The organism is Flavobacterium sp. FlaQc-52, from assembly GCF_044007495.1.
Taxonomy (GTDB): domain Bacteria; phylum Bacteroidota; class Bacteroidia; order Flavobacteriales; family Flavobacteriaceae; genus Flavobacterium; species Flavobacterium cupriresistens.
Window position 1 is genome coordinate 140260 of record NZ_JBIPCV010000002.1, and the last position, 20642, is coordinate 160901.

The window sequence follows — 20642 nt, forward strand, 5'->3', positions numbered from 1 at the left end:
TTTTTTGGTAAGTAAATATCTATATTCGCCGCTTAATCGCAATTTTGCATTTTAATTAAAGAAGTGTTTAATTAGACTTCTTTTTGTATGAAAAAAAAGGAATATATATGAGGAAAAACTACCATTTTTTATTGATTTTATTAGTAATGTTTTTTTATAATAATGTCGCTATCTCTCAAACTTCTCTAGGGACATGTACAAGCTTTATGAATAGCTTAAAGAAGGAGTTTATTGTTTCAACCGGAAAAAGGGAAGTGAAAAGTGTTTTACTTCAGACTGTCGATTCAAAAAAGTTTAATGGAAAAATAAATTACAAGGAATCAACTCCTTCGAGTGAATTTTTGATTGGAGAAATTAAAGATATTTCAGAGTCTTCTTTTTATATTAAAGTAATTGGGCAGTCATTGGAAGGGCATATTATTTTAAGAAAAACAAAAGAAGCATATAAGTATTCTTCTGATGCTCATGGAAATGCTTACGTTTCAAAAGTAGACATAAATTCTTTGATTTGTGTGGAATATAGTAAACTGCCACAAAAAAAGACCACAACTACAAAGTATAATGTTGCAGAGTTGAGTGCTAACATATTTAGTTTAGAAAGCTTGCCAGGCGGAAAAGGTTGTGTACTGTTGGATTTTGACGGTTACAATATGCTTGCAGGAAATTATTGGAATGAAGGGAAAGCAATTAATGCAGCTCCGGCTGGATTGAGAAGCGCTTATATAATGGAGCTTTTTGAAATTGTTGCAGAAGATTTCAGACCATTTAATCTGAATATAACAACAAATGAAGCCGTTTTTAATAAGTATCCTAAATCGAAAAGGATGCGTATAGTGCTGACCACAACAAAAACTGCAAGTCCAAAAGCGGGTGGAGTAGCTTATATGGGGTCCTTTGGCTGGGATAATGATGTTCCGGCCTGGTGTTTTAATCTTAATAATGGTAAGGATGCTGGAGATACCTGTTCTCATGAAATAGGGCATACTTTTGGGTTAGAACATGATGGACGTACTTTGCCGACGGAAGAATATTTTTACGGATTAGACAATACTTCCTGGGCACCAATTATGGGGTTTAGTTATTACAGACCTGTTGCGCAATGGAGCAAGGGAGAATACAATAGCGCAAATAATAAAGAGAGTGATGTTGATGTTATTTCCGGACGGGAATATGGAGTGGGGTACAGAATGGATGATTATGGTAATGATGTATCTTCAGCATTTAGTTTAACTCACGATGATACAGGATTGATTATTAAAAAAGAGGGCGTAATCGAAAAAGAAAGTGATCGTGATTTCTTTGCATTTACCACCAAAGGAGGAAATGTAATAATCAACGCTAATGCAATAAACGGATCTGGTAAAGGGAATCTCCATGTTGCAATTACGTTGCATAATTCGACTGGTGCTGAAATAGAAAAATTTTGGAATCCGAACCCTTATTCGCTCAATGCGTCAATGAGTATAGACCTGCCGGCAGGTAAATATTTTATCAGCGTGAGTGGAATTGGAGCTGGCGATATTTTATATGGCGGTTATTCTGCATACGGTTCGGTTGGGGGGTATTCTATTTCAGGGTTTATTTCGATCTCGGACACCCCTGTTTCGGATATCTTTATTTCCGGAGTACAAACAAACGTAAGTTGTTATGGGGAAGCTGACGGAGTTGTTCGTGCAAGCGTTGTGGGAGGATCCGGTAATTACACTTATGCTTGGACGCCTTTCGGAGGAACAACTGCCACCGCATCCGATTTAAAAGCAGGTATTTATAGCCTAATAGTTAAGGATGATAAAGGGGGAAGTAAAACGAGAACCTTTAATATAACAGAACCTCCGGCTTTAAATTCAAATGTAACGGTTGGAACTGAAGTTTTAATTGCAGATCAATCCGGTGCGACTTACCAATGGTACGAATGTCCTATATCATCAATCGATGGAGAAACAGGTCAATTCTTTGAACCAAAGATAGATGGCTCCTATAAAGTTGTAATGACTTTAAATGGTTGTACTGTTTCTTCCGATTGTATAAACTTTAACAATCTTAGTACAGTATCGTTCGATAAAGCTGTAAAGTTTATGTTACATCCAAACCCAAGTAATAAAATTATAACGATCAAGTCAGATCATGATGCGGATTTAAATCTTATTAACTCATTGGGAGGAATCATTAAAACATTTAAAGTAGTAGCAGAGGTAGATAAAATAGTAAATGTCGAAAATTTAGCTAATGGTATTTATTTTATTTGTGAAATAAGGGAAGGAAAATTAATCACTCATAAATTTGTGAAAAACTAGTATTTAGAAAATATCTTTTTATCTGTCATTACACCTGATTTTTGCCTGTAGTAAGACCTGAATGGTTTGGTAAAATCAGGTGTAATGATTTTGATTCAGAAAAAAAATACATTCCAAAATTTTTTAGACAGAAAAATAAAAAGTATAATTTCATCTTTAGTAGTAAAGTTTGAATAGTGGTGAGCGTATTTAAGTTTTATCCAAAAAACGACTTAGAGAAATTCCTAAAGAAATACAAAGAACTTCACATTCTTTAAGAAAAAAAATAGGTGCCTTGCATTGACTTTGGTGATTTTTGCAGGTAAACAAAAAATGCAATAAGTTTTATCTACCGCAGCATTATATAAAGTAATCAAAAGAATTACAATTATCTATAATTTGGCTTACCTTTGCACCCTTGTAAAAATATAAACGAGTTAAAATGAAACGTGTAGTTGTTGGACTTTCCGGTGGTGTTGATTCTAGTGTTGCTGCTTATTTGCTGCAAAAACAAGGGTACGAAGTTATTGGCCTTTTTATGAAAAACTGGCACGATGATTCGGTTACTATTTCTAACGAATGTCCTTGGTTGGAAGATAGTAATGATGCTTTATTGGTAGCCGAAAAACTTGGAATACCGTTTCAAACTGTTGATTTGAGCGAAGAGTACAAAGAAAAAATCGTTGATTATATGTTCAACGAATACGAAAAAGGAAGAACACCAAATCCGGATGTACTTTGTAACCGTGAGATCAAATTTGATGTTTTTATGAAAATTGCTTTAAGTCTTGGGGCCGATTATGTGGCCACAGGACATTACTGTCAAAAAAGTGAAATTGAAGTAGATGGAAAGCCGGTGTATCAATTAATAGCCGGTGCTGATACAAACAAAGACCAGTCTTATTTTTTATGCCAGTTGTCACAAGAGCAATTAGCTAAATCATTGTTTCCAATTGGCGCTTTAACCAAACCGGAGGTTCGCGAAATTGCTGCCGAAATGGATTTGATAACCGCAGAGAAAAAAGATTCCCAAGGATTATGTTTTATCGGAAAAGTTCGTTTGCCGGAGTTTTTACAACAAAAACTACAACCAAAAGAGGGTAAAATTGTACAGATTGATAAAAACGATCCGATTTATACAATCGAAAAACCAACTGGTTTATCTATAGAAGAAGAATTAAAATTAGAGTCTCAGAAACGAAATTACCTTCCTACAATGGGGAAAGTAGTGGGTAAACATCAAGGCGCGCATTATTTTACAATCGGACAAAGAAAAGGCCTTAATGTAGGCGGAACAACTGATCCGTTATTTATTATTGCTACGAATGTTGAAACTAATACTATTTATACAGGATTAACAAGTCAGCATCCGGGATTGTTTAAGAAAGCTTTGTTTATCGAAAAGTCTGAGGTACATTGGATTCGTACTGATTTGGCTTTAAAAGTTGGAGAAACGATGGAGGTAATGGCCAGAATTCGTTATCGTCAGCCTTTGCAAAAAGCAACTTTACATCAGTTTGAAGAGGGGATGTATGTTTCTTTTGAAGAACCTCAATCTGCTATAACAGAAGGTCAATTTACAGCTTGGTATTTTGAGAATGAATTAGTTGGTTCGGGAGTAATTTCTTAGCTTTATACTTTTTAAGAAGGTTTTGCCTTTAAAAAAGTATACTATGAAAAACAACTACCTATTTTTTCTATTGTTATTTTCTTCTGCCCTGTTTGCGCAAGAAGATGCGTGGGTGTATTTTAATGCAAAGCCCAATGCACAGTTCTATCTGGATAACCCACTGCAAATGCTTTCACAACGAGCATTAGATCGACGAACCAATCAGAATATTGCCTTAAGCAGTACTGACGTTCCTGTAGAAACTACCTTTGTTACTCAGGTAAAACAAAGCACCGGAATTACGGTAATGGCACAATCCAAGTGGTTAAACGCACTTCATATCAGGGGGAGTCAGGCCGATATTAATGCTTTGAAAAACTTTACTTTCGTTGATAAAGTAGTTTTTGCCAATAAGATTTTAAATACGACTTCAAAAAAGGATACGGAGAATAAAATAGCGAAAACAAAGGATAAGTTTAAAGCTACCGTTAACTATGCTTACGGAGCTTCCGCAAATCAAATTCAGATGTTGAATGGTCAGGTTTTGCACCAGCAGAACTATACCGGATCGGGAAAAATAATTGCTGTTTTAGATGCCGGTTTTCCGGGAGTAGACGTGGCACAACCTTTTCAAAGACTGATAAATAATAACCAAATTTTAGGCGGTTATGATTTTACAACCCGTAATGCCAATTTTTATGCCGGAGACGAGCATGGTACGATGGTGCTTTCAACAATGGGTGGTTACAAAGAGAATTCTTTAGTAGGAACAGCTCCGGATGCTTCTTATTATTTGTTCATTACAGAAATTGATGCTACAGAAAATCCGGTGGAAGAATCACTTTGGGTTGAAGCGGCAGAAAAAGCAGATGAGTTTGGAGTTGATATCATTACGACTTCATTGGGATATTTTGGTTTTGATAATGCGAATTACAGTCATACCTATAGTGATATGAATGGAACGACGAATTTTATTTCTCGTGGTGCCGAAATGGCGTTTAGCAAAGGTATTGTGGTGCTTGCTTCAGCAGGAAATGAAGGAAATACAACAGAACGACATATTGGTGGGCCGGCAGATGCTGTTTCAGTTATAGCAGTGGGTTCCGTTACCGCTTCAAAGGTTAGATCAAGTTTTAGTTCAATAGGGCCAAGTTTTGATAGTCGAATTAAGCCGGAAGTTATGGCACAAGGAAGCTCAGCAGTTGTTTCAAGCCCTGCCGGTACTATTACTACGATTGATGGGACTTCATTTTCGTGTCCTATTATGGCGGGGATGGTTGCTTGTTTGTGGCAGGCTTTCCCTTCCAAAACGAATCAGGAAATTAGACAAATGATTCTGAAATCTTCAGATCGATATACCGTTCCAAATAATGATTATGGTTACGGAATCCCTAATTTCGGGTCGACTTTAGGAGTTGATGATTTTCAGATCTCCTCTTTTTCGGTATATCCAAATCCGACTCAGGCCACAGTTACATTTGCCCTTTCAGATCAAAATACAGCTTCCATAACGATTTATTCTGTTTTGGGACAAAAAGTTTTGGAGAAACAAATTACAAATGAAAATTCAACTCTTTCTTTACAAACCTTAAAAAGCGGTCTCTATTTTTATACTTTTGATGCCGAAGGCTTACATAAAACAGGAAAGATTATCAAACAATAACAGCATTTTTGAATGAATAAAATCACACAACTTTTTAAAATAAAATATCCAATAATTCAAGGAGGAATGATTTGGAACAGCGGTTATAAATTAGCAAGTGCAGTTAGTAATGCGGGAGGTTTAGGACTTATTGGCGCCGGCTCTATGTACCCTGAAGTATTACGCGAACACATTCAGAAATGTAAAAAAGCTACAGATAAACCTTTTGGAGTCAATATACCAATGTTGTATCCCAACATTGAAGAAATTATGAATATCGTTGTAGAAGAAGGCGTGAAGATCGTTTTTACTTCAGCAGGAAATCCTAAAACATGGACTTCTTTTTTGAAAGAAAAAGGTATTACAGTAGTGCATGTGGTCAGTAGCAGTGTTTTTGCCTTAAAAGCGGAACAAGCAGGTGTAGATGCTATTGTGGCGGAAGGTTTTGAAGCCGGAGGACACAACGGGAGAGATGAAACCACAACGCTGACGTTGATTCCTATGGTGAAAGAAAAAGTTCAGATTCCGCTTATCGCTGCCGGAGGTATTGCAACCGGAAGAGGAATGCTGGCCGCTATGATTTTAGGTGCCGATGGTGTTCAGGTTGGAAGCCGTTTTGCAGCTTCTGTAGAATCTTCTTCTCATGATAATTTCAAACAGACCATTTTGAATGTGAAAGAAGGGGATACCCAACTAACATTAAAAGAATTGGCACCGGTACGATTGATTAAAAATAAATTCTACCAGGATGTTCAGGTCTTATATGAAAGATGCCCGTCAAAAGAAGAATTGGTACAGCTTTTAGGCAGAGCACGAGCTAAAAAGGGAATGTTTGAAGGAGATTTAGAAGAAGGAGAACTTGAAATAGGTCAAATTGCCGGAATTATTCATGAAATTTTGCCTGTAGAAAAAATTATTCAACAAATGATGGCCGATTTTGAAATTGCAAGCAAGGAAAAAGCTAAATTTGAGTTTTAATAGCCCTAAATTACATCATGAATACTTTACGTACCTACATATTATTCCTTTTCCTTGGACTGGGTTTGCAGCAGTCCTATAGTCAGTCTTATCGTTTTAAAACATCCGGATTTAGTGTGTTAGAAAAAAATGAAAGAGGAAAATGGGGAGAGTGGTCCACGCTTGATCTGGTCAACCTTTCTGTAATTCTGGATACTGATAAACACCGAATCGTGGTGTATTCTCAGGAAATTCAGTTGTACACGATCACCAATTATATCGAACGCGAAGAAAACGACACCGACATAGTGTATTCATTTTTATGTAAAGATAATAACGGAAACGACTGTAAGCTCTCCATAATTACACGGAAAAAACAAGACTATCGCAAACAGCTTTACATTAATTACGATAATCAGATTATAGTTTATAATATTGTTACGGTATAAGACAAAAAAATAAACCCAACAGGTTTCTAAAACCTATCGGGTTTATTTTTTTAAACCTTTGCAACTTTGCATCTAAAAAGGCTAAAAAACTTAGCGACTTATAAACTCAGAGCCTTAGAATCTTAAAAAAAAAACTACTCAATATCCTTAATAAATTCATCATACTCAAGATAGAACATTTCAAGAGCGTGCATTTTTTCGTTGAAAAAATCAAAAATAGTATCCCAATTAGTGCGATTGCTAAAGCCAACACCTGTTATTTCTACCCAGATTCGGCTTATGGTTTTGCCGCTTTCAAGGGTATATTCCTTTTCGAAAACCAAATCTTTGATGAATTCTTCTTCCAGAATATTTTTTAGGGCTTCCAGTTTTTCAAAATAAGCAATTCGTTTCTCATCGTTTCGTTGCTCGATATCAATTAAAACCTGTGCTTTTTTATTGTCTACATAAAACTTAAAAGAGAAGTCTTTAATTTTGGTATCATAAAGTACCCATTTACGCGGGTATTTTTCGGCGAAAGCCACCCAAAATTCTCTTTTTATTCGCTGTGATTCTTCTTTACTGTACATTTTTAAAAATTGGTATAGTCGAAACTATTTTAATATTTAAGTTCAAAATTATTTACGAATAACGTACTGTTTACACCCCCCTCATACAAGATTCCGTCAGCACTGGAGGCAAAAACAACGATGATGTGTGTTGGTTTATCATTAGAATTCCCATAAATTCCATTGCCAGGCTTCTGATAATCAGGAAATGTTGCGTTTAACGTTCCGTAGGTCAAAGCTACATTAATATTTTGAAGATTCACACCTGTTGTTGTCCCGGTTCTGTACCAACCTGTTGCAATACGTTTGATCGCATTAGGATCCTCTCTGTTTTCAAGAATAACATAAATATCAGCTTGGTCGGTTTTGTCTAAAACATTGCCTTTGCCATCCTGATATGGTGTTCCGGCCGTGTACTTAATTTCGGCAGAGAAACTTTTGGGTTTGGCGGTAAATGGAATTCCAAATTGTGCCGAAGCAGGCGGATTTGCAACATTCAAAACAAATTTTCCGGTAAATAAAGTACCCGATCCCATACGTTGCCCTACAATTCCCGAGACACTGCCCAAATCTTTTGTAATAATTTGAGCTACATAATCAGTGCCCGTATTCAGATAAGGATAAGTGGTTACATTGGCGCTGCTGGTAGTAGTGGTTCCGTCATTGGCGGTAGCCCAAATGGTATTATCATTGGTTCCGGGTTGTTTGTATGATTTTCCCGAAGGTTGATACCAGGCATCAAAAGCGCTGTTGTCTAATTGCGGGTTAGCACCTTCTTGTGTAACAGTAACAAGATAAGCTGCCTGATCTCCATTTTCGGCGGTTACTATATAAGTCTGAGGAGTTGTAAAATCTCGTATCGTTTCTTTAACTGGTGAAATTGTAGCAAAAGTTGATAAAGCAAGTGAATCGATTGCCAGTTTTGTGATATCAGCTTCAGAATTCACCGTGATCTGAATCGTTTTTGTTGCGATGTTGATAGTAGAAAATCCTGACTGCCCTGTGACTGTAAAGTAGCGAATAGCGTTTTTGTCGGATTTACCAAAATAAGTATCGTTTACGCAAGCAGCGGTAAGCAGAAACAAACAAAAGCTGAAAATTTTAAAGATTATATTTTTCATTTTGAGTGTTTTTTAATGGGAAAATAATAATAAAAACCAATATTCAACCGTAATAAATTGATACTAAAATCGGCATCGGTTGCATGCGATTTCTCCGTAACTTCATTGTTGAGCGTAGTCTTTGACCAAGTTGAGCTAAAACCGGCAATTTGAGCCCCTACTTCAATAGAAAACCCCTTTACAACATTGACCATAATCCCCGGATTAATCTGCAATTCAAGAGCGACATCTTTGGTATAACTTCTTTTTAGCAAATCGTTTGTAGTTCGTTCTTCAATTATATGTTTAAAACTGGTTCCCAAGAGAACCAAATTGTACAAATAAAAGCGTCTTTTTGAGTCAAGGGGAATGAAATTTTTCATTCCGCCATAAAGTCCATAAGAATCCTTGGCATATTGCACTGCTGTTTTTGTGCCTTGTTGATCCGTTTCGGTTTGATTATGACGATCATTTTCGAAACTAATTAAGGCTCCCAAAGCAAAATTATCTTTGATAAAATAACCCGCATCAACGCTCATTTTAAACTGATTTCGTGATTGATCACTAACGTCTACAAGCAAGCCTTGCTTGACATCGGTATCTTTTGTTGAGAAATTAAAAGTTAGCCCACTGTACATATTGCCTTTTGAGGTAAGCCTGTTTTTTGAAACCAAAGTGTCTTTAACGATTTGATTTTGAGCGTTAATCCTTTGGCCGGAAATAAGTAAAATAAATAGAAAAGAAAAGAGGAGTAAGGTTTTCTTAATCATAAATTAGTTTTTTGTGACTTTATTATTCGTTTAAAAAATTGCCTTTTATAAAAGTACACTTTTTATTTACGCATTAAGATTTTCAGAAGTAGTTTGCATTAAAATTTGTGGGGCGATGAATTCTAAACTATCTTTAGATATTATTTAAAAGTATTCGCAACGCTATAATATGGATTTTAAAGATTTCTTGCATTATGTTCCTAATATAATTCCGGTAGAGTTGCCGGCTATACTGGCTCATTTGAAAATGGCTCCAAAAGAGCGGGCAGAGGCATTAAAGAACTTAAATGCAGAAGCGATAAATCCCAGAATAGCAGCTGTTATGATGTTGTTTTATCCTAAAAAGGGAAAAACACATTTGGTTTTAATAGTCCGAAATGCCTATAATGGAGTTCATTCTTCGCAAATTGCTTTTCCGGGTGGAAAATACGAAACGACTGATGCCGGATTTGCAGCAACCGCTTTAAGAGAGACACATGAAGAAGTAGGGATTTTGCCGGAGAAAATAAAGGTAATTAAGGAATTTACGCCGATGTTTATACCGCCGAGTAATTTTATGGTGCATCCTTTTTTGGGAGTTTCTTCAGAAGAACTTTCTTTTTATCCGGATGTCAGAGAAGTTGCGGACATTATAGAATTACCTCTTTCTGTTTTTTTGAATGACGAAATTATAATCGAGGCCACATTGTCAACTTCTTACGGATCAAATATTCTGGTTCCGGCATTTAATATTCAAAATCATATCGTTTGGGGAGCAACAGCGATGATATTAAGTGAATTAAGAGATGTGCTAAAATTGACTTTTGCAGAAAATTCGTAAAAACAATAAATTAACAATTTGATATTCATTACGATAAGCATTTGTCTTAGAAATTGCTTAATACTATAGGTAAAAGAATAATTTTTGTATGTTTGCGAACTTAACTAAAAAATACAATACACAGCTATGGGATTGTTTAAACGAAATCCTTTCGGACATATATTATTCATCAAGAAATGGTTAATCCGTGTTTTGGGTGCCATGACGCACCGAAGATATAGAGGTTTTAATGAATTACAGATTGAAGGATCTGAAATCATAAAAAACTTGCCGGATACTAATGTTTTGTTTATATCCAATCACCAAACTTATTTTGCTGACGTTGTAGCCATGTTTCATGTTTTTAATGCAAGTTTATCAGGTCGTCAGGATACGATCAAGAATATTGGTTATTTGTGGCAACCTAAAATGAATCTGTATTATGTTGCTGCCAAAGAAACGATGCAAGCTGGTTTATTGCCAAGAATTTTGGCTTATGTTGGTGCAATTACAGTAGAAAGAACCTGGCGTGCAAAAGGGGTTGATGTTACCGAAAAAAGAGACGTGAATCCTAATGATACCGAAAACATTAGAATCGCACTGGAAGACGGCTGGGTAATCACATTCCCGCAAGGAACTACAAAATCGTTTAAACCCGTTCGAAAAGGAACCGCTCATATTATAAAACAGCATAAACCTGTTGTAATTCCAATTGTCATTGACGGTTTTCGTCGTTCATTTGATAAAAAAGGATTGCGAATGAAAAAGAAAGGGATTCTACAGTCCTTTATAATCAAAGAACCTCTTGACATTGATTACGAAAACGATACGATCGACGAAATCGTAGAAAAGGTAGAATACGCAATCGAACAACACCCGTCATTCTTAAAAGTAATTCCCGCAGAAGAATTAAAAGTGCAGGAAGAACTGAACCAAATGAGAAGATGGGGGTATTAGAATTTTAGAGTGTAGATTTTAGATTTTGGAGTGTAGATTTTTGATTGAAAATTTTTAAGTTTTTTTGGTTTGCGGACAGCAGAGTCGGTATTCTAAAGTTTGTTGGTCTATTGTCTAGATTTAGTACCACAATAGACATAGTAACTCAAAGAAACCTTTTGCAACTCTAAACCTTTGCGCCTAAGAAAAAAAACTCAGAACCTTAGCAACTCAGCACCTCAGAACCTTTTTTAAAACTACAGATCAATCTTCTTCAACTCCTTATAGTTAGCGTATAATCTGCGTAAAAGTGTACCGTACAATAATCTGTAAAAGCACCAGAATATCCCTAAGAAAGCTAATGTAACCAAAAGTAAAATCCCACCGGTAACAAACATTGCTTTACCGTTTGTAGCTAATTTATCTCTTAAAAAGCTCATGTCCGGATTGTATACAAAGGCGATAAAGAAACTTATTATCGAACTGATTACGGCCATTCCCAAATTATACCACACATAATATTGAACTGTTCTTCGGGTTTTCAAAATACTGCTCATTAATAGTTTAGTAGACCCCGTAGTCGATATTGTTTTGTAGTTTTTGTAGAAAAAATAGACAAAAATAAGCACAACTACATAGTTGAAGTAGGTTAAAACAGCAAGATAAAAAATCATTTCAGGATGTTTTATCTTAATTAACATTTCATCAGTACTGAAGAATAAATTTGAAACGGTCCAGAATAAAATTTCCAAAATACTGATAATCAAAATCCACTTCACGATCGAAGAAGATTTTTTGTGTATCATTTTGTAGATTTCATTTTCTGAAATTTGCTCAAAAGAATCGGCATTCTTTTTCCAGTCTTTTTTTAATAAATCCAGTTCTTTCATAATAATTTTTAAGGATTTAATATTTTTTTAAGTTTCCCCTTTATTCTGTTCATTTTCACACGTGCATTCACTTCGCTGATTCCTAAGGTCTCTGCTATTTCTTGATAATCTTTGTCTTCTAAATACATAAAAACTAATGCTTTTTCGATGTCATTAAGCTGATAAACGGCTTTGTACATCAGTTTAATTTGTTCCTCCTCTTCATAGTTGTAATCAACGTCTTTTACAAAATGCTGATGACTTTCATAATCTACAGTAGATATGGTTCTTTTGGTTTTTCGATATAAGGTAATGGCGGTATTTAAAGCAACGCGATACGTCCAGGTCGAAAATTTACTGTCGCCTCTAAATTTAGGATAAGCTTTCCATAATTGAATAGTAATTTCCTGAAACAAGTCTTTATGAGCGTCTTCGCCAGCAGTATATAATCTACAAATCTTGTGGATTATATTCTGATTTGCCTGCAATTGCACAACAAATGACTGTTCTAAATTTTCGCTCATAATCTATTAGTAGTACTGTTTTAATTTTTGTTACACTTCAATCAAAATTCTTTTCCTTTATAATAATTCACCATCAAATCGACAAATTTGCTGTAACTCTCCATACCGTCTTTTTGCTGGTTTATTTTTAAGAAATTATCATAAAAGATATGAAAACCAGTTTCGATCGGGGTTTCATATTGTTTCCAAAAATCCTGACTTTCCTGATAGTTTTTTAAAATCCCAACATGAACCGTTTTCTTTAATTGATTAAAAAGGGGTTCGTTTTTTGCCTGCCAAATGCCAAGACAATAACGCAAAGCAAAACTATAACCGGAATATTGGTAATATAAATTATCGTTTTTAACGGTTGCCAGAACGCCAATAAAATTACATTCGCTTTCGCTGGCAAACCCGATCTGATGTGCCATTTCGTGACAACTCGTTGCAGGGAAATTATACATTGGCAATAAGTTATTTACTTGCGCTTCATTGGTAAACGGATTCAGGTAACCTCCAAATCCCATATAAGTCAAAGGCAAACTGAATAGCGACTTTTTGATGCTTAGATTTTGATAAGCAAAATAGGGATGTTCTTTTGCAAGATTTTGATATCCGTTTAAATTCATCTGAAAAGCTTGCTGCTGTGAATACGGGAAAACGACTTTTGAACTGTCTTTTTTTGTTATTTGAAATTGAATTTCATTCGTTTTTGCTATTAGTTTTTTAGTGAAAACCAATAGTTCGGCATCCGTGTATTCTCTTTTAATCTTCATTTTTTCGAAAAGAGGTTCACGATAATAATTGAGAGCCCAAAGCAAATGAAAGAAAAAGTAAAATATAGAAATTACGCTTAGTGTTCTTAAGAGATGGTCTTTCCAATTTGATTTCCAGGTCTTACGGTTTTTCCAAACCCAGCGAATTAAAAGGAGTATTAAAACCGAATATATACAATCGCCTATAGAAAACGGAATCCAGCCTAGAATAATTCTCGAGAAATGAGAGATTTTCAAATAGATTCCATTGCTATAAAAGCGTTCGATGAATTCCGGAAAAAAGGGAAGAATCTTTAAAAGAATAATCTGCAGGAGAAGTAATAAAGGTAGAATGTATTTTCGTTTCACAATGTAAATTTTGGTTACGTAAATATAAATACAATTATTAATTTTCTATAAGAGATTTTTGATATTCTGGCAGATCGTAAATGGTAAAGATACATTTATGGCGATACGAAGTATTAAAAAACAGAAAAACCGAAGAGACTTCGGTTTTTGGTTGTATTTTTTAAGTGTTATTTTTTGATGAGCTTACATTGCAATGATATCATTTTTCATAACTGTTTTGTTTTAAGTTTAATATTGTAAATGTATGTATTTATTATTGATCTAAAAAGTTAATTAACATTGTAAGATTTCTTTGAAGTTTCCTTCTTTAAATTTTCCTTCACGGATCGCGGCTTTATTGACAAATTCATGAGTAAATATGTTGTTTAGCCCCGTTAAACTATGACGGGCGGTAATTTGAAATTGTATGTGTGTAGGGGAGTATTTCATTTTTTCAGGTAAATCTTCATAAGTAAAAAACTGAATACAGTTATGACCGTAATTCTTTTTGAAAGGAATATAACCGGGTATGTAATTGATTGTATCTGTTTTAAGTTCAATTCTGGAAAAGATCTTATTAATGATGCCGTTCTCTCCTTGTATGATGTAATAATAATTGGTTCTGGCTTCAATGTTATAAGCACCAAAAAGTGATTTGTTTATAATTTTGAACGAATAACAAATTTGGTCAATATTATCAAAAGGACTATTGTTTTTTGCTATTAAGGGTACTATTTCAAATTTGGGTTTGAAAAAAATCAAAAGAGTAAAGATAAAAAAGAACGAAGCAAAGAAGCTGCAAATAATATTGAAGAATAGAGTGGAAACTGTAAATTCTGAAAGGAGAGATTCCATAAAATGATTTTTAGTTTAAAAATTAAAAGGTAATTAAAAGTAAGTAAAATTTTACAATTTTAAATGGAAAATTACTTTTTATAACCTTCCTTATTTGTTAATTGGAAGTAATATCCAATGATTCATTTTATTTGTTGATTGAATGGTAGATACTTTTTTTTAAGAGGTAATACTTTCTTAACTTTGATGCTCTTAATTGTTAAACTTCAAACACAAAATAATGAGTCAGGAAATAAGAAATCTGGAACCTAAAGCGCTATGGAACAAATTCGCTGATCTGAATGCCGTTCCACGTCCGTCAAAGAAAGAAGAACGAGTGATCGAGTTCATGAAGAACTTTGGAAATAGCTTAGGTTTAGAAACTTTTGAAGACGATATCCGCAACGTTATAATTAGAAAACCGGCAACTGCTGGAATGGAAAATCGTAAGGCGATTGTAATGCAAGGGCATCTTGATATGGTGCACCAAAAAAATGCAGACACCGTTTTTGATTTCGATACGCAAGGAATTGATATGTATGTTGATGGTGACTGGGTTCGTGCGCGTGGTACTACACTTGGTGCAGATAACGGGTTAGGGGTAGCTACTATTATGGCTATTTTAGAAAGTAAAGATATTCCGCATCCTGCGATTGAAGCTTTGTTTACAATTGATGAGGAAACTGGAATGACAGGAGCTTTAAACCTAAAAGGAGGAATTCTTCAGGGGCAGATTTTATTAAATTTAGATACTGAAGAGGATGATGAAATTGATATTGGTTGTGCTGGAGGAATTGATGTAACGGCTACAAGAAGCTATCATGAAGAAGAAGTTCCGGAAGGTTCTGTTGGACATATTATTACCGTAAAAGGGCTTAAGGGAGGTCATTCAGGAATGGATATCCATAAAGGTCTTGGGAATGCTAACAAAATTATGAACCGTTTGTTATTTGATGCCTTTGAAAACTTTGGTTTACAGGTGGTTGAAATAAACGGAGGAAGTTTACGAAATGCAATTCCAAGAGAAAGTGTTGCTAAAGTAATCATTTCTGAAATGTTTGATGAAGCTTATATTTTTGATATGCAGGAAATTATCAACGATATTAAAGCCGAGTATAAAACGACTGAACCTAATCTTTCTATTGAAATCGTGAAATGTGATTTACCGGAAAAAGTAATGGATTTAGGGGTCCAGGAAGGTATTATTCGTGCTATTTATGCAGCTCATAATGGTGTTTACAGAATGAGTGCTGATATGGAGGATTTAGTTGAAACCTCAAATAATATTGCCAGAGTAATAATAAAAGACGGTGAAATCACAATTGGATGTTTAACACGTTCTTCTGTAGAAACTTCAAAATTTGATTTGGCAAATGCATTGCGTTCTGCTTTTGAATTAGTAGGTTGTGAAGTAGAACTTTCAGGTTCTTACCCAGGTTGGACACCAAATGTAAATTCAGAAATACTAGAAGTATTAAAAGAGATTTACGAAAAGCAAAATAACGAGAAACCAAAAGTAGTGGCTTGTCATGCTGGTTTGGAATGTGGGATTTTAGGAACAAACTATCCGGATATGGATATGATTTCTTTTGGACCAACCATTCACGGAGCGCACTCTCCGGACGAAAGAGCAAGTATCTCTTCTGCTAAGAAATATTGGAAATTTGTATTAGAAATTCTATCAAATATTCCGGTTAAATAAGTAATTAGTCTCAGTTTGCAGTCACAGTTTTCGGTAATAACTGAAAACTGCGACTGCGACTGAATACTGCTATCAATCTCGTTTAGGATTGTTTTTCTTCTCTCTCTTTTCTTCTTTCTTTTCTTTAGCCGTTTTTAACGGTTCTTTTTTTACCGTTTTTTTTGCATCTTGACTTTTTGACATAATATTTATTTTTTTAGGGTTTTTATTTCGGGTACACTTTGTCTATATACTTCTATAGAGTCTTTTTGAAGTCTCACTTTTAGCCAGGACTTTAGTTTTTCTTTGGTTTCTGAAGTGATGTCTTTTTTGCTTTGAAAAAGGATTATCGGGATAATTTTGGTTCTACTGTCTTTGTGTTCAGACGAATAATTTCCAATAGACAGTGAGGTTACAAATGGAAACAGAATTTTGGCTTCGCTTCCTATCTGAAGGTTTTTGAATTGATATTGTGACAATTGATTTCTTAAATCGTTAATCAGAACATCTTTTTGATCGACTAAGTTTTTGCTGCTGTTGATTTTATTCATGATGTCTTTTGACAGATTAAAAGTGTCTTGTTTAATAATCAATCGGGTATTTTTCAGATCGTATTCCGTTAATTTTTTATTTAAATTGATAATCTCGGCATCGTTAAATTTCTTTGTTAAAAATGCAAGTTCTATTCTTTTTGGATTAGTATTGTATTCGATGTTTTTGTAGATAATAGGATAATCGTTATCCAGAAATTCTTTTCGGATAAAAGTTTCTGTTTTAAAGGTATAATTTTTTTGAATGAATAATTGGTAAGCAAAATAGATGCTGGGAACTATTAAAAATAAAATCAGAATCGTAATAATGTATTTAACACGTTTTTGATGTACAGTATCAAGCTGTCTGGTTATAGGGTATTTCAGGTAGTTAACAATTACAAAAGTAGCGATACAGATAAAAACACAATTGATGGTATATAAGTACATGGCACCTAAGAAAAACTTAAAATTACCTAAAGCAAGACCATAACCCGCGGTACATAAAGGAGGCATTAAAGCCGTAGCAATAGCAACACCCGGAATTGGATTTCCTTTTTCGACTCTGGTTACGGCTATCACACCAACCAAACCTCCAAAAAAGGCAATTAAGATGTCGTAGATATTAGGAGATGTTCTGGCTAGTAATTCAGATTGTGCTTCTTTAAAAGGGCTGATATAAAAGTAAATGGTAGAAGTTGCTAAACTTGCGATTGTTGCAATTAATAGATTCTTAATCGATTTTTTTAGTAATTCAAAATCATACATGCCTAAGCCAAATCCAGCGCCAACGATTGGTCCCATTAAAGGAGAGATAAGCATGGCGCCAATTATCACAGCGGTAGAGTTGACATTTAGCCCTACAGATGCAATGATGATAGCGCATACTAAGATCCAGAGATTTGATCCTCTAAAAGATACCGTGCTGCTAATGTTTTGTATTACTGTTTTTTTGTCTTCTTCCCCTTTATGCAGATCTATAAAATTTAGAATCTTATCGGTTATGTTTATCATTTTAAATTGATTTTTAAAATCGATGACGATTTTAAGAGATGTATAATGACTAATTTAATCAATTATTTGTTGAAATACCATTATTTTGAAAGAATAATGCCGTAAATAAAAAAATCCCCAATTAGACAATTGAGGATTGATTTTTATAATGTAGTAATTAATTTCGTTTTAATACTTTATATTGTTCATAACAAGCACTTATGGCATCCATGATTTGCAGATCGTTTGCAGTCTGAATAAAAGAATCAGAATAGTTACAACGGTGCATAATCTCCGGAATTTCATCTTTACTGATACCTAATAGTACAGAAACTGTTTCGCGGTCGTATTTCGACTCTAAAAGATTTCGAACCGTATCGTCTTTCTTCATCTCTTTAAGCTTCTTGAGTTCTTTACCATTTTTTCCGAAGAAATTATAAAGCATATCTGCAGGATTAAAAATCGAACCGAGTACTTTTCCAAAGGCATTTGGAGAATATTCACCGGCTTCATACCCTTGTGTAAGGCCTGAAATGCTATAACGATAGTTTTCTTTAGTCGGAATTAATTTAGAATCAACTTCAAGGTAACCCGTTAAGCTAAAGGGAGCAATAATAACTTCTTCAAGCGCAATTGCTTTTTCAGTAAGCTGAATTCTGGTTACTTTATTTTTTATCCAGTCATTGGTTACTCTGATACGCAGCGATTGAAATCCTAAAATCGAAAAATGAAGGGTATCATTGACTTGTACGTCGATTTCGAAATATCCTTTTTCATCAGATTTTGCACCTCTAACCTTGTTGGTGTTGATGATGTTAACTCCTGAAAGAGGTTGTTTGCTGTTGTCATTAATAATGTAGCCCGAAACTCTTTGTGGTATTGTAGACGGGGTGTCTTGTGCAAAAGCAATAGTAGATAGTAATGTAAAAAAGAAAACTGCGAAATATTTCATATCCTGATTTAAAGCACTAAAAGTAGTGAATCAAGATTAAATATTTCGCAGTATCCAAATATAATTATCAGAAAATTAACAAAGAGAATTAATCTCTTCTTGGTCTTCTTGGTCTTGGCGAATCACCAAAGCTTTCAGAACGTCTTGGGGCTCTGTCAGAACCACCTTCAGTTCTTGGAGTTGAACTTCTGAAACCACCTTCTCTTTTTGGAGCAGATGAATTTCTGTCGCTTCTGAAACCACCTTCTCTAGGAGCAGAGTTTCTGTCGCTTCTGAATCCACCACCACCAGAACCTTCACGTCTTGGAGCAAAACTTCCTTCTCTTCTTGGTCCTCCAGAGCTTCTTCCGCCACCAGAACGTCCATTATGATCACGTCTTCCGCCACCGTCATTTTTAGAAATTTCAACATTAATACGACGTCCTTCTAATTGTACGTTGTTTAATACTTCCATTACTTTTTCTGTGTGCTCAGGATCCGTGTTAAAGAAAGAGAAACCTTCTTTTACGTCTACTTTGAAAACGTCATCACGACCTAAGTCTAATGTTTCTTTCAAGTAATCTTTAAGTGACATCCAATCGAAGTTGTCTCTTGAACCGATGTTTACGAAATAACGAACTGCTCCGTTATTGTTGAATTCTCTTGGCTCAGAATCACTTCTTTCGCGTCTTTCTCCAGCTTGAGATGAAATATCTCTGTTCTTTTTGTAGTAAGCGATAAAACGATTAAATTCTACAGATACCATTTTTTTGATCAACTCTTCTTTAGATAACTCTTCAAGAACGTTGTTGATAGCCGGTAGGTAGTTGTCAATTTCGTGATCTACCTCAGTATCTTTAATTTTATTAGCTAAGTGTAATAATTGAATTTCGCAGATTTCGATTCCAGATGGAATAACTTTCTCTTCGAATTTTTGTTTGATAATTCTTTCGATAGAAGAAATCTTACGCAATTCACTTTTAGTAACAATTACGATAGAAGTTCCTAATCTTCCAGCTCTACCTGTACGTCCTGAACGGTGATTGTAAGTTTCAATCTCGTCAGGTAATTGATAGTTTACTACGTGAGTAATATTATCAACGTCAATTCCACGTGCAGCAACGTCAGTAGCAACAAGCATCTGAATTTGTCTTCCACGGAAAGATTTCATTACACCATCACGTTGCGCTTGAGATAAATCTCCGTGTAACGCAGCAGCGCTGTATCCATCTTCGATTAATTTTTCAGCTACCGCTTGTGTATCACGTTTTGTTCTACAGAAAACTACTGAGAAAATGTCCGGATTAGCATCTGCGATACGTTTTAAAGCTTCGTAACGGTCACGTGCATTTACTAAGTAAAATTCGTGAGAAACAGTTGCAGAACCTGAGTTCTTAGCACCTACTGTAATTTCAACAGGCTCGCTCATGAATTGTTTTGCAATTCTGGCTACCTCTTGTGGCATAGTTGCAGAGAACAACCATGTACTTTTTTCGTCTGGAGTATCGGATAAAATAGATACGATATCCTCATAAAATCCCATATTCAACATTTCGTCAGCCTCATCAAGAATACAGTAATCTATATTTTTAATGTTAACTAAACCTCTGTTGATCATGTCTTGCATTCTCCCCGGAGTAGCTACAATGATCTGAGCTCCTCTTTTAATTTCTCTGGCTTGCTCTGTAATACTAGCCCCGCCGTAAACTGCTACCACATTAATACCTTTTTCGTATTTTGAGTAGTTTTTAAGTTCGTTGGTAATCTGTAAACAAAGTTCTCGTGTTGGCGATAAAACTAATGCTTGTGTATTTCTGTTGTCAGCATCAATTTTTTGAATTAGCGGAAAACCGAAAGCTGCCGTTTTCCCTGTCCCTGTCTGAGCCAACGCAACCATATCTGTGTCTTTTTCCAATAATAGGGGAATCGCCTTTTCCTGTACCTCTGACGGATTTTCAAATCCTAGATCTAAAATCGCCTTCAGTAACGATTCATTCAATCCTAATTGTTCAAATTTATTCATATGTATTTTTAAAATAGGGTGCAAAATTACTGTTAATTATTCAGATAAACTAATGCTTATTTAAGAATTATGGATTTGTTATGATTTGATTA

Annotated in this window: 18 protein-coding genes; 8 read left to right on the forward strand and 10 right to left on the reverse strand. The window is 35.0% G+C overall.

Translation table 11 applies throughout. The features are described 5' to 3' along the window. The first annotated feature begins 107 nt into the window (after positions 1–107). The 5 genes from ACHRV5_RS04355 (at position 108) to ACHRV5_RS04375 (ending at position 6930) form a co-directional block, all read left to right on the forward strand. Positions 108–2294, forward strand: coding sequence for a T9SS type A sorting domain-containing protein (locus tag ACHRV5_RS04355; RefSeq protein WP_395425910.1), 2187 nt, complete (start codon positions 108–110; stop codon positions 2292–2294). Between the two features lie 421 nt (positions 2295–2715). Next, complete coding sequence (gene mnmA / locus ACHRV5_RS04360) at positions 2716–3903, forward strand: tRNA 2-thiouridine(34) synthase MnmA (RefSeq protein ID WP_395425911.1); 1188 nt, start codon at positions 2716–2718, stop codon at positions 3901–3903. A gap of 43 nt (positions 3904–3946) precedes the next feature. Continuing rightward, positions 3947–5545 carry a S8 family serine peptidase gene (locus ACHRV5_RS04365; protein ID WP_047778806.1) on the forward strand — a complete coding sequence of 533 codons (1599 nt, stop codon included), beginning with the start codon at positions 3947–3949 and terminating at the stop codon, positions 5543–5545. A 12-nt stretch (positions 5546–5557) separates the two neighbouring features. Then, a complete protein-coding gene (locus ACHRV5_RS04370) occupies positions 5558–6502 on the forward strand; it encodes an NAD(P)H-dependent flavin oxidoreductase (RefSeq protein ID WP_395425912.1) in 945 nt (314 codons plus the stop codon). Between the two features lie 17 nt (positions 6503–6519). Next, a complete protein-coding gene (locus tag ACHRV5_RS04375) occupies positions 6520–6930 on the forward strand; it encodes a hypothetical protein (protein ID WP_047778804.1) in 411 nt (136 codons plus the stop codon). Positions 6931–7064: 134 nt separating this feature from the next. Here ACHRV5_RS04375 and ACHRV5_RS04380 read toward each other — a convergent pair whose 3' ends face one another. Genes ACHRV5_RS04380 through ACHRV5_RS04390 form a run of 3 tightly spaced genes read right to left on the reverse strand, consistent with a single transcriptional unit; the run spans position 7065 to position 9348 of the window. Continuing rightward, on the reverse strand, positions 7065–7499 hold the full coding sequence (locus ACHRV5_RS04380; protein ID WP_395425913.1) for a DUF4268 domain-containing protein: 435 nt from the start codon (positions 7497–7499) through the stop codon (positions 7065–7067). A gap of 29 nt (positions 7500–7528) precedes the next feature. Next, on the reverse strand, positions 7529–8599 hold the full coding sequence (locus ACHRV5_RS04385) for a PCMD domain-containing protein (protein ID WP_395425914.1): 1071 nt from the start codon (positions 8597–8599) through the stop codon (positions 7529–7531). Beyond that, entirely contained in the window at positions 8596–9348 is a 753-nt protein-coding gene (locus tag ACHRV5_RS04390; protein WP_395425915.1) for a hypothetical protein, read from the reverse strand. Before ACHRV5_RS04390 ends, ACHRV5_RS04385 begins: the two co-directional genes overlap by 4 nt. 169 nt (positions 9349–9517) lie before the next feature. Between ACHRV5_RS04390 and ACHRV5_RS04395 the strand changes: the two genes are divergently transcribed. Next, entirely contained in the window at positions 9518–10168 is a 651-nt protein-coding gene (locus ACHRV5_RS04395; RefSeq protein ID WP_047778800.1) for a CoA pyrophosphatase, read from the forward strand. A 126-nt stretch (positions 10169–10294) separates the two neighbouring features. After that, complete coding sequence (locus tag ACHRV5_RS04400) at positions 10295–11104, forward strand: 1-acyl-sn-glycerol-3-phosphate acyltransferase (protein ID WP_047778799.1); 810 nt, start codon at positions 10295–10297, stop codon at positions 11102–11104. A 236-nt stretch (positions 11105–11340) separates the two neighbouring features. Here the strand turns inward: ACHRV5_RS04400 and ACHRV5_RS04405 are convergent, their stop codons facing one another. From ACHRV5_RS04405 to ACHRV5_RS04420, 4 genes are all read right to left on the reverse strand, one after another. Beyond that, on the reverse strand, positions 11341–11973 hold the full coding sequence (locus ACHRV5_RS04405; RefSeq protein ID WP_047778798.1) for a hypothetical protein: 633 nt from the start codon (positions 11971–11973) through the stop codon (positions 11341–11343). A gap of 8 nt (positions 11974–11981) precedes the next feature. After that, on the reverse strand, positions 11982–12476 hold the full coding sequence (locus tag ACHRV5_RS04410; protein ID WP_047778797.1) for an RNA polymerase sigma factor: 495 nt from the start codon (positions 12474–12476) through the stop codon (positions 11982–11984). A gap of 41 nt (positions 12477–12517) precedes the next feature. Next, positions 12518–13579, reverse strand: a complete 1062-nt coding sequence (locus ACHRV5_RS04415) for a DUF3810 domain-containing protein (protein ID WP_395425916.1) — start codon at positions 13577–13579, stop codon at positions 12518–12520. A 273-nt stretch (positions 13580–13852) separates the two neighbouring features. Then, positions 13853–14413 carry a hypothetical protein gene (locus ACHRV5_RS04420; RefSeq protein ID WP_395425917.1) on the reverse strand — a complete coding sequence of 187 codons (561 nt, stop codon included), beginning with the start codon at positions 14411–14413 and terminating at the stop codon, positions 13853–13855. A 220-nt stretch (positions 14414–14633) separates the two neighbouring features. Here ACHRV5_RS04420 and ACHRV5_RS04425 point away from each other — a divergent pair, with 220 nt between their 5' ends. Next, positions 14634–16094, forward strand: coding sequence for an aminoacyl-histidine dipeptidase (locus ACHRV5_RS04425; RefSeq protein WP_395425918.1), 1461 nt, complete (start codon positions 14634–14636; stop codon positions 16092–16094). A 188-nt stretch (positions 16095–16282) separates the two neighbouring features. Here ACHRV5_RS04425 and ACHRV5_RS04430 read toward each other — a convergent pair whose 3' ends face one another. From ACHRV5_RS04430 to ACHRV5_RS04440, 3 genes are all read right to left on the reverse strand, one after another. Next, positions 16283–17617, reverse strand: a complete 1335-nt coding sequence (locus ACHRV5_RS04430) for a DUF389 domain-containing protein (protein ID WP_395425919.1) — start codon at positions 17615–17617, stop codon at positions 16283–16285. Positions 17618–17774: 157 nt separating this feature from the next. Then, positions 17775–18548, reverse strand: coding sequence for a carboxypeptidase-like regulatory domain-containing protein (locus ACHRV5_RS04435; RefSeq protein ID WP_047778793.1), 774 nt, complete (start codon positions 18546–18548; stop codon positions 17775–17777). An 88-nt stretch (positions 18549–18636) separates the two neighbouring features. Further along, complete coding sequence (locus ACHRV5_RS04440) at positions 18637–20550, reverse strand: DEAD/DEAH box helicase (RefSeq protein WP_047778792.1); 1914 nt, start codon at positions 20548–20550, stop codon at positions 18637–18639. Between the last annotated feature and the right edge of the window lie 92 nt (positions 20551–20642).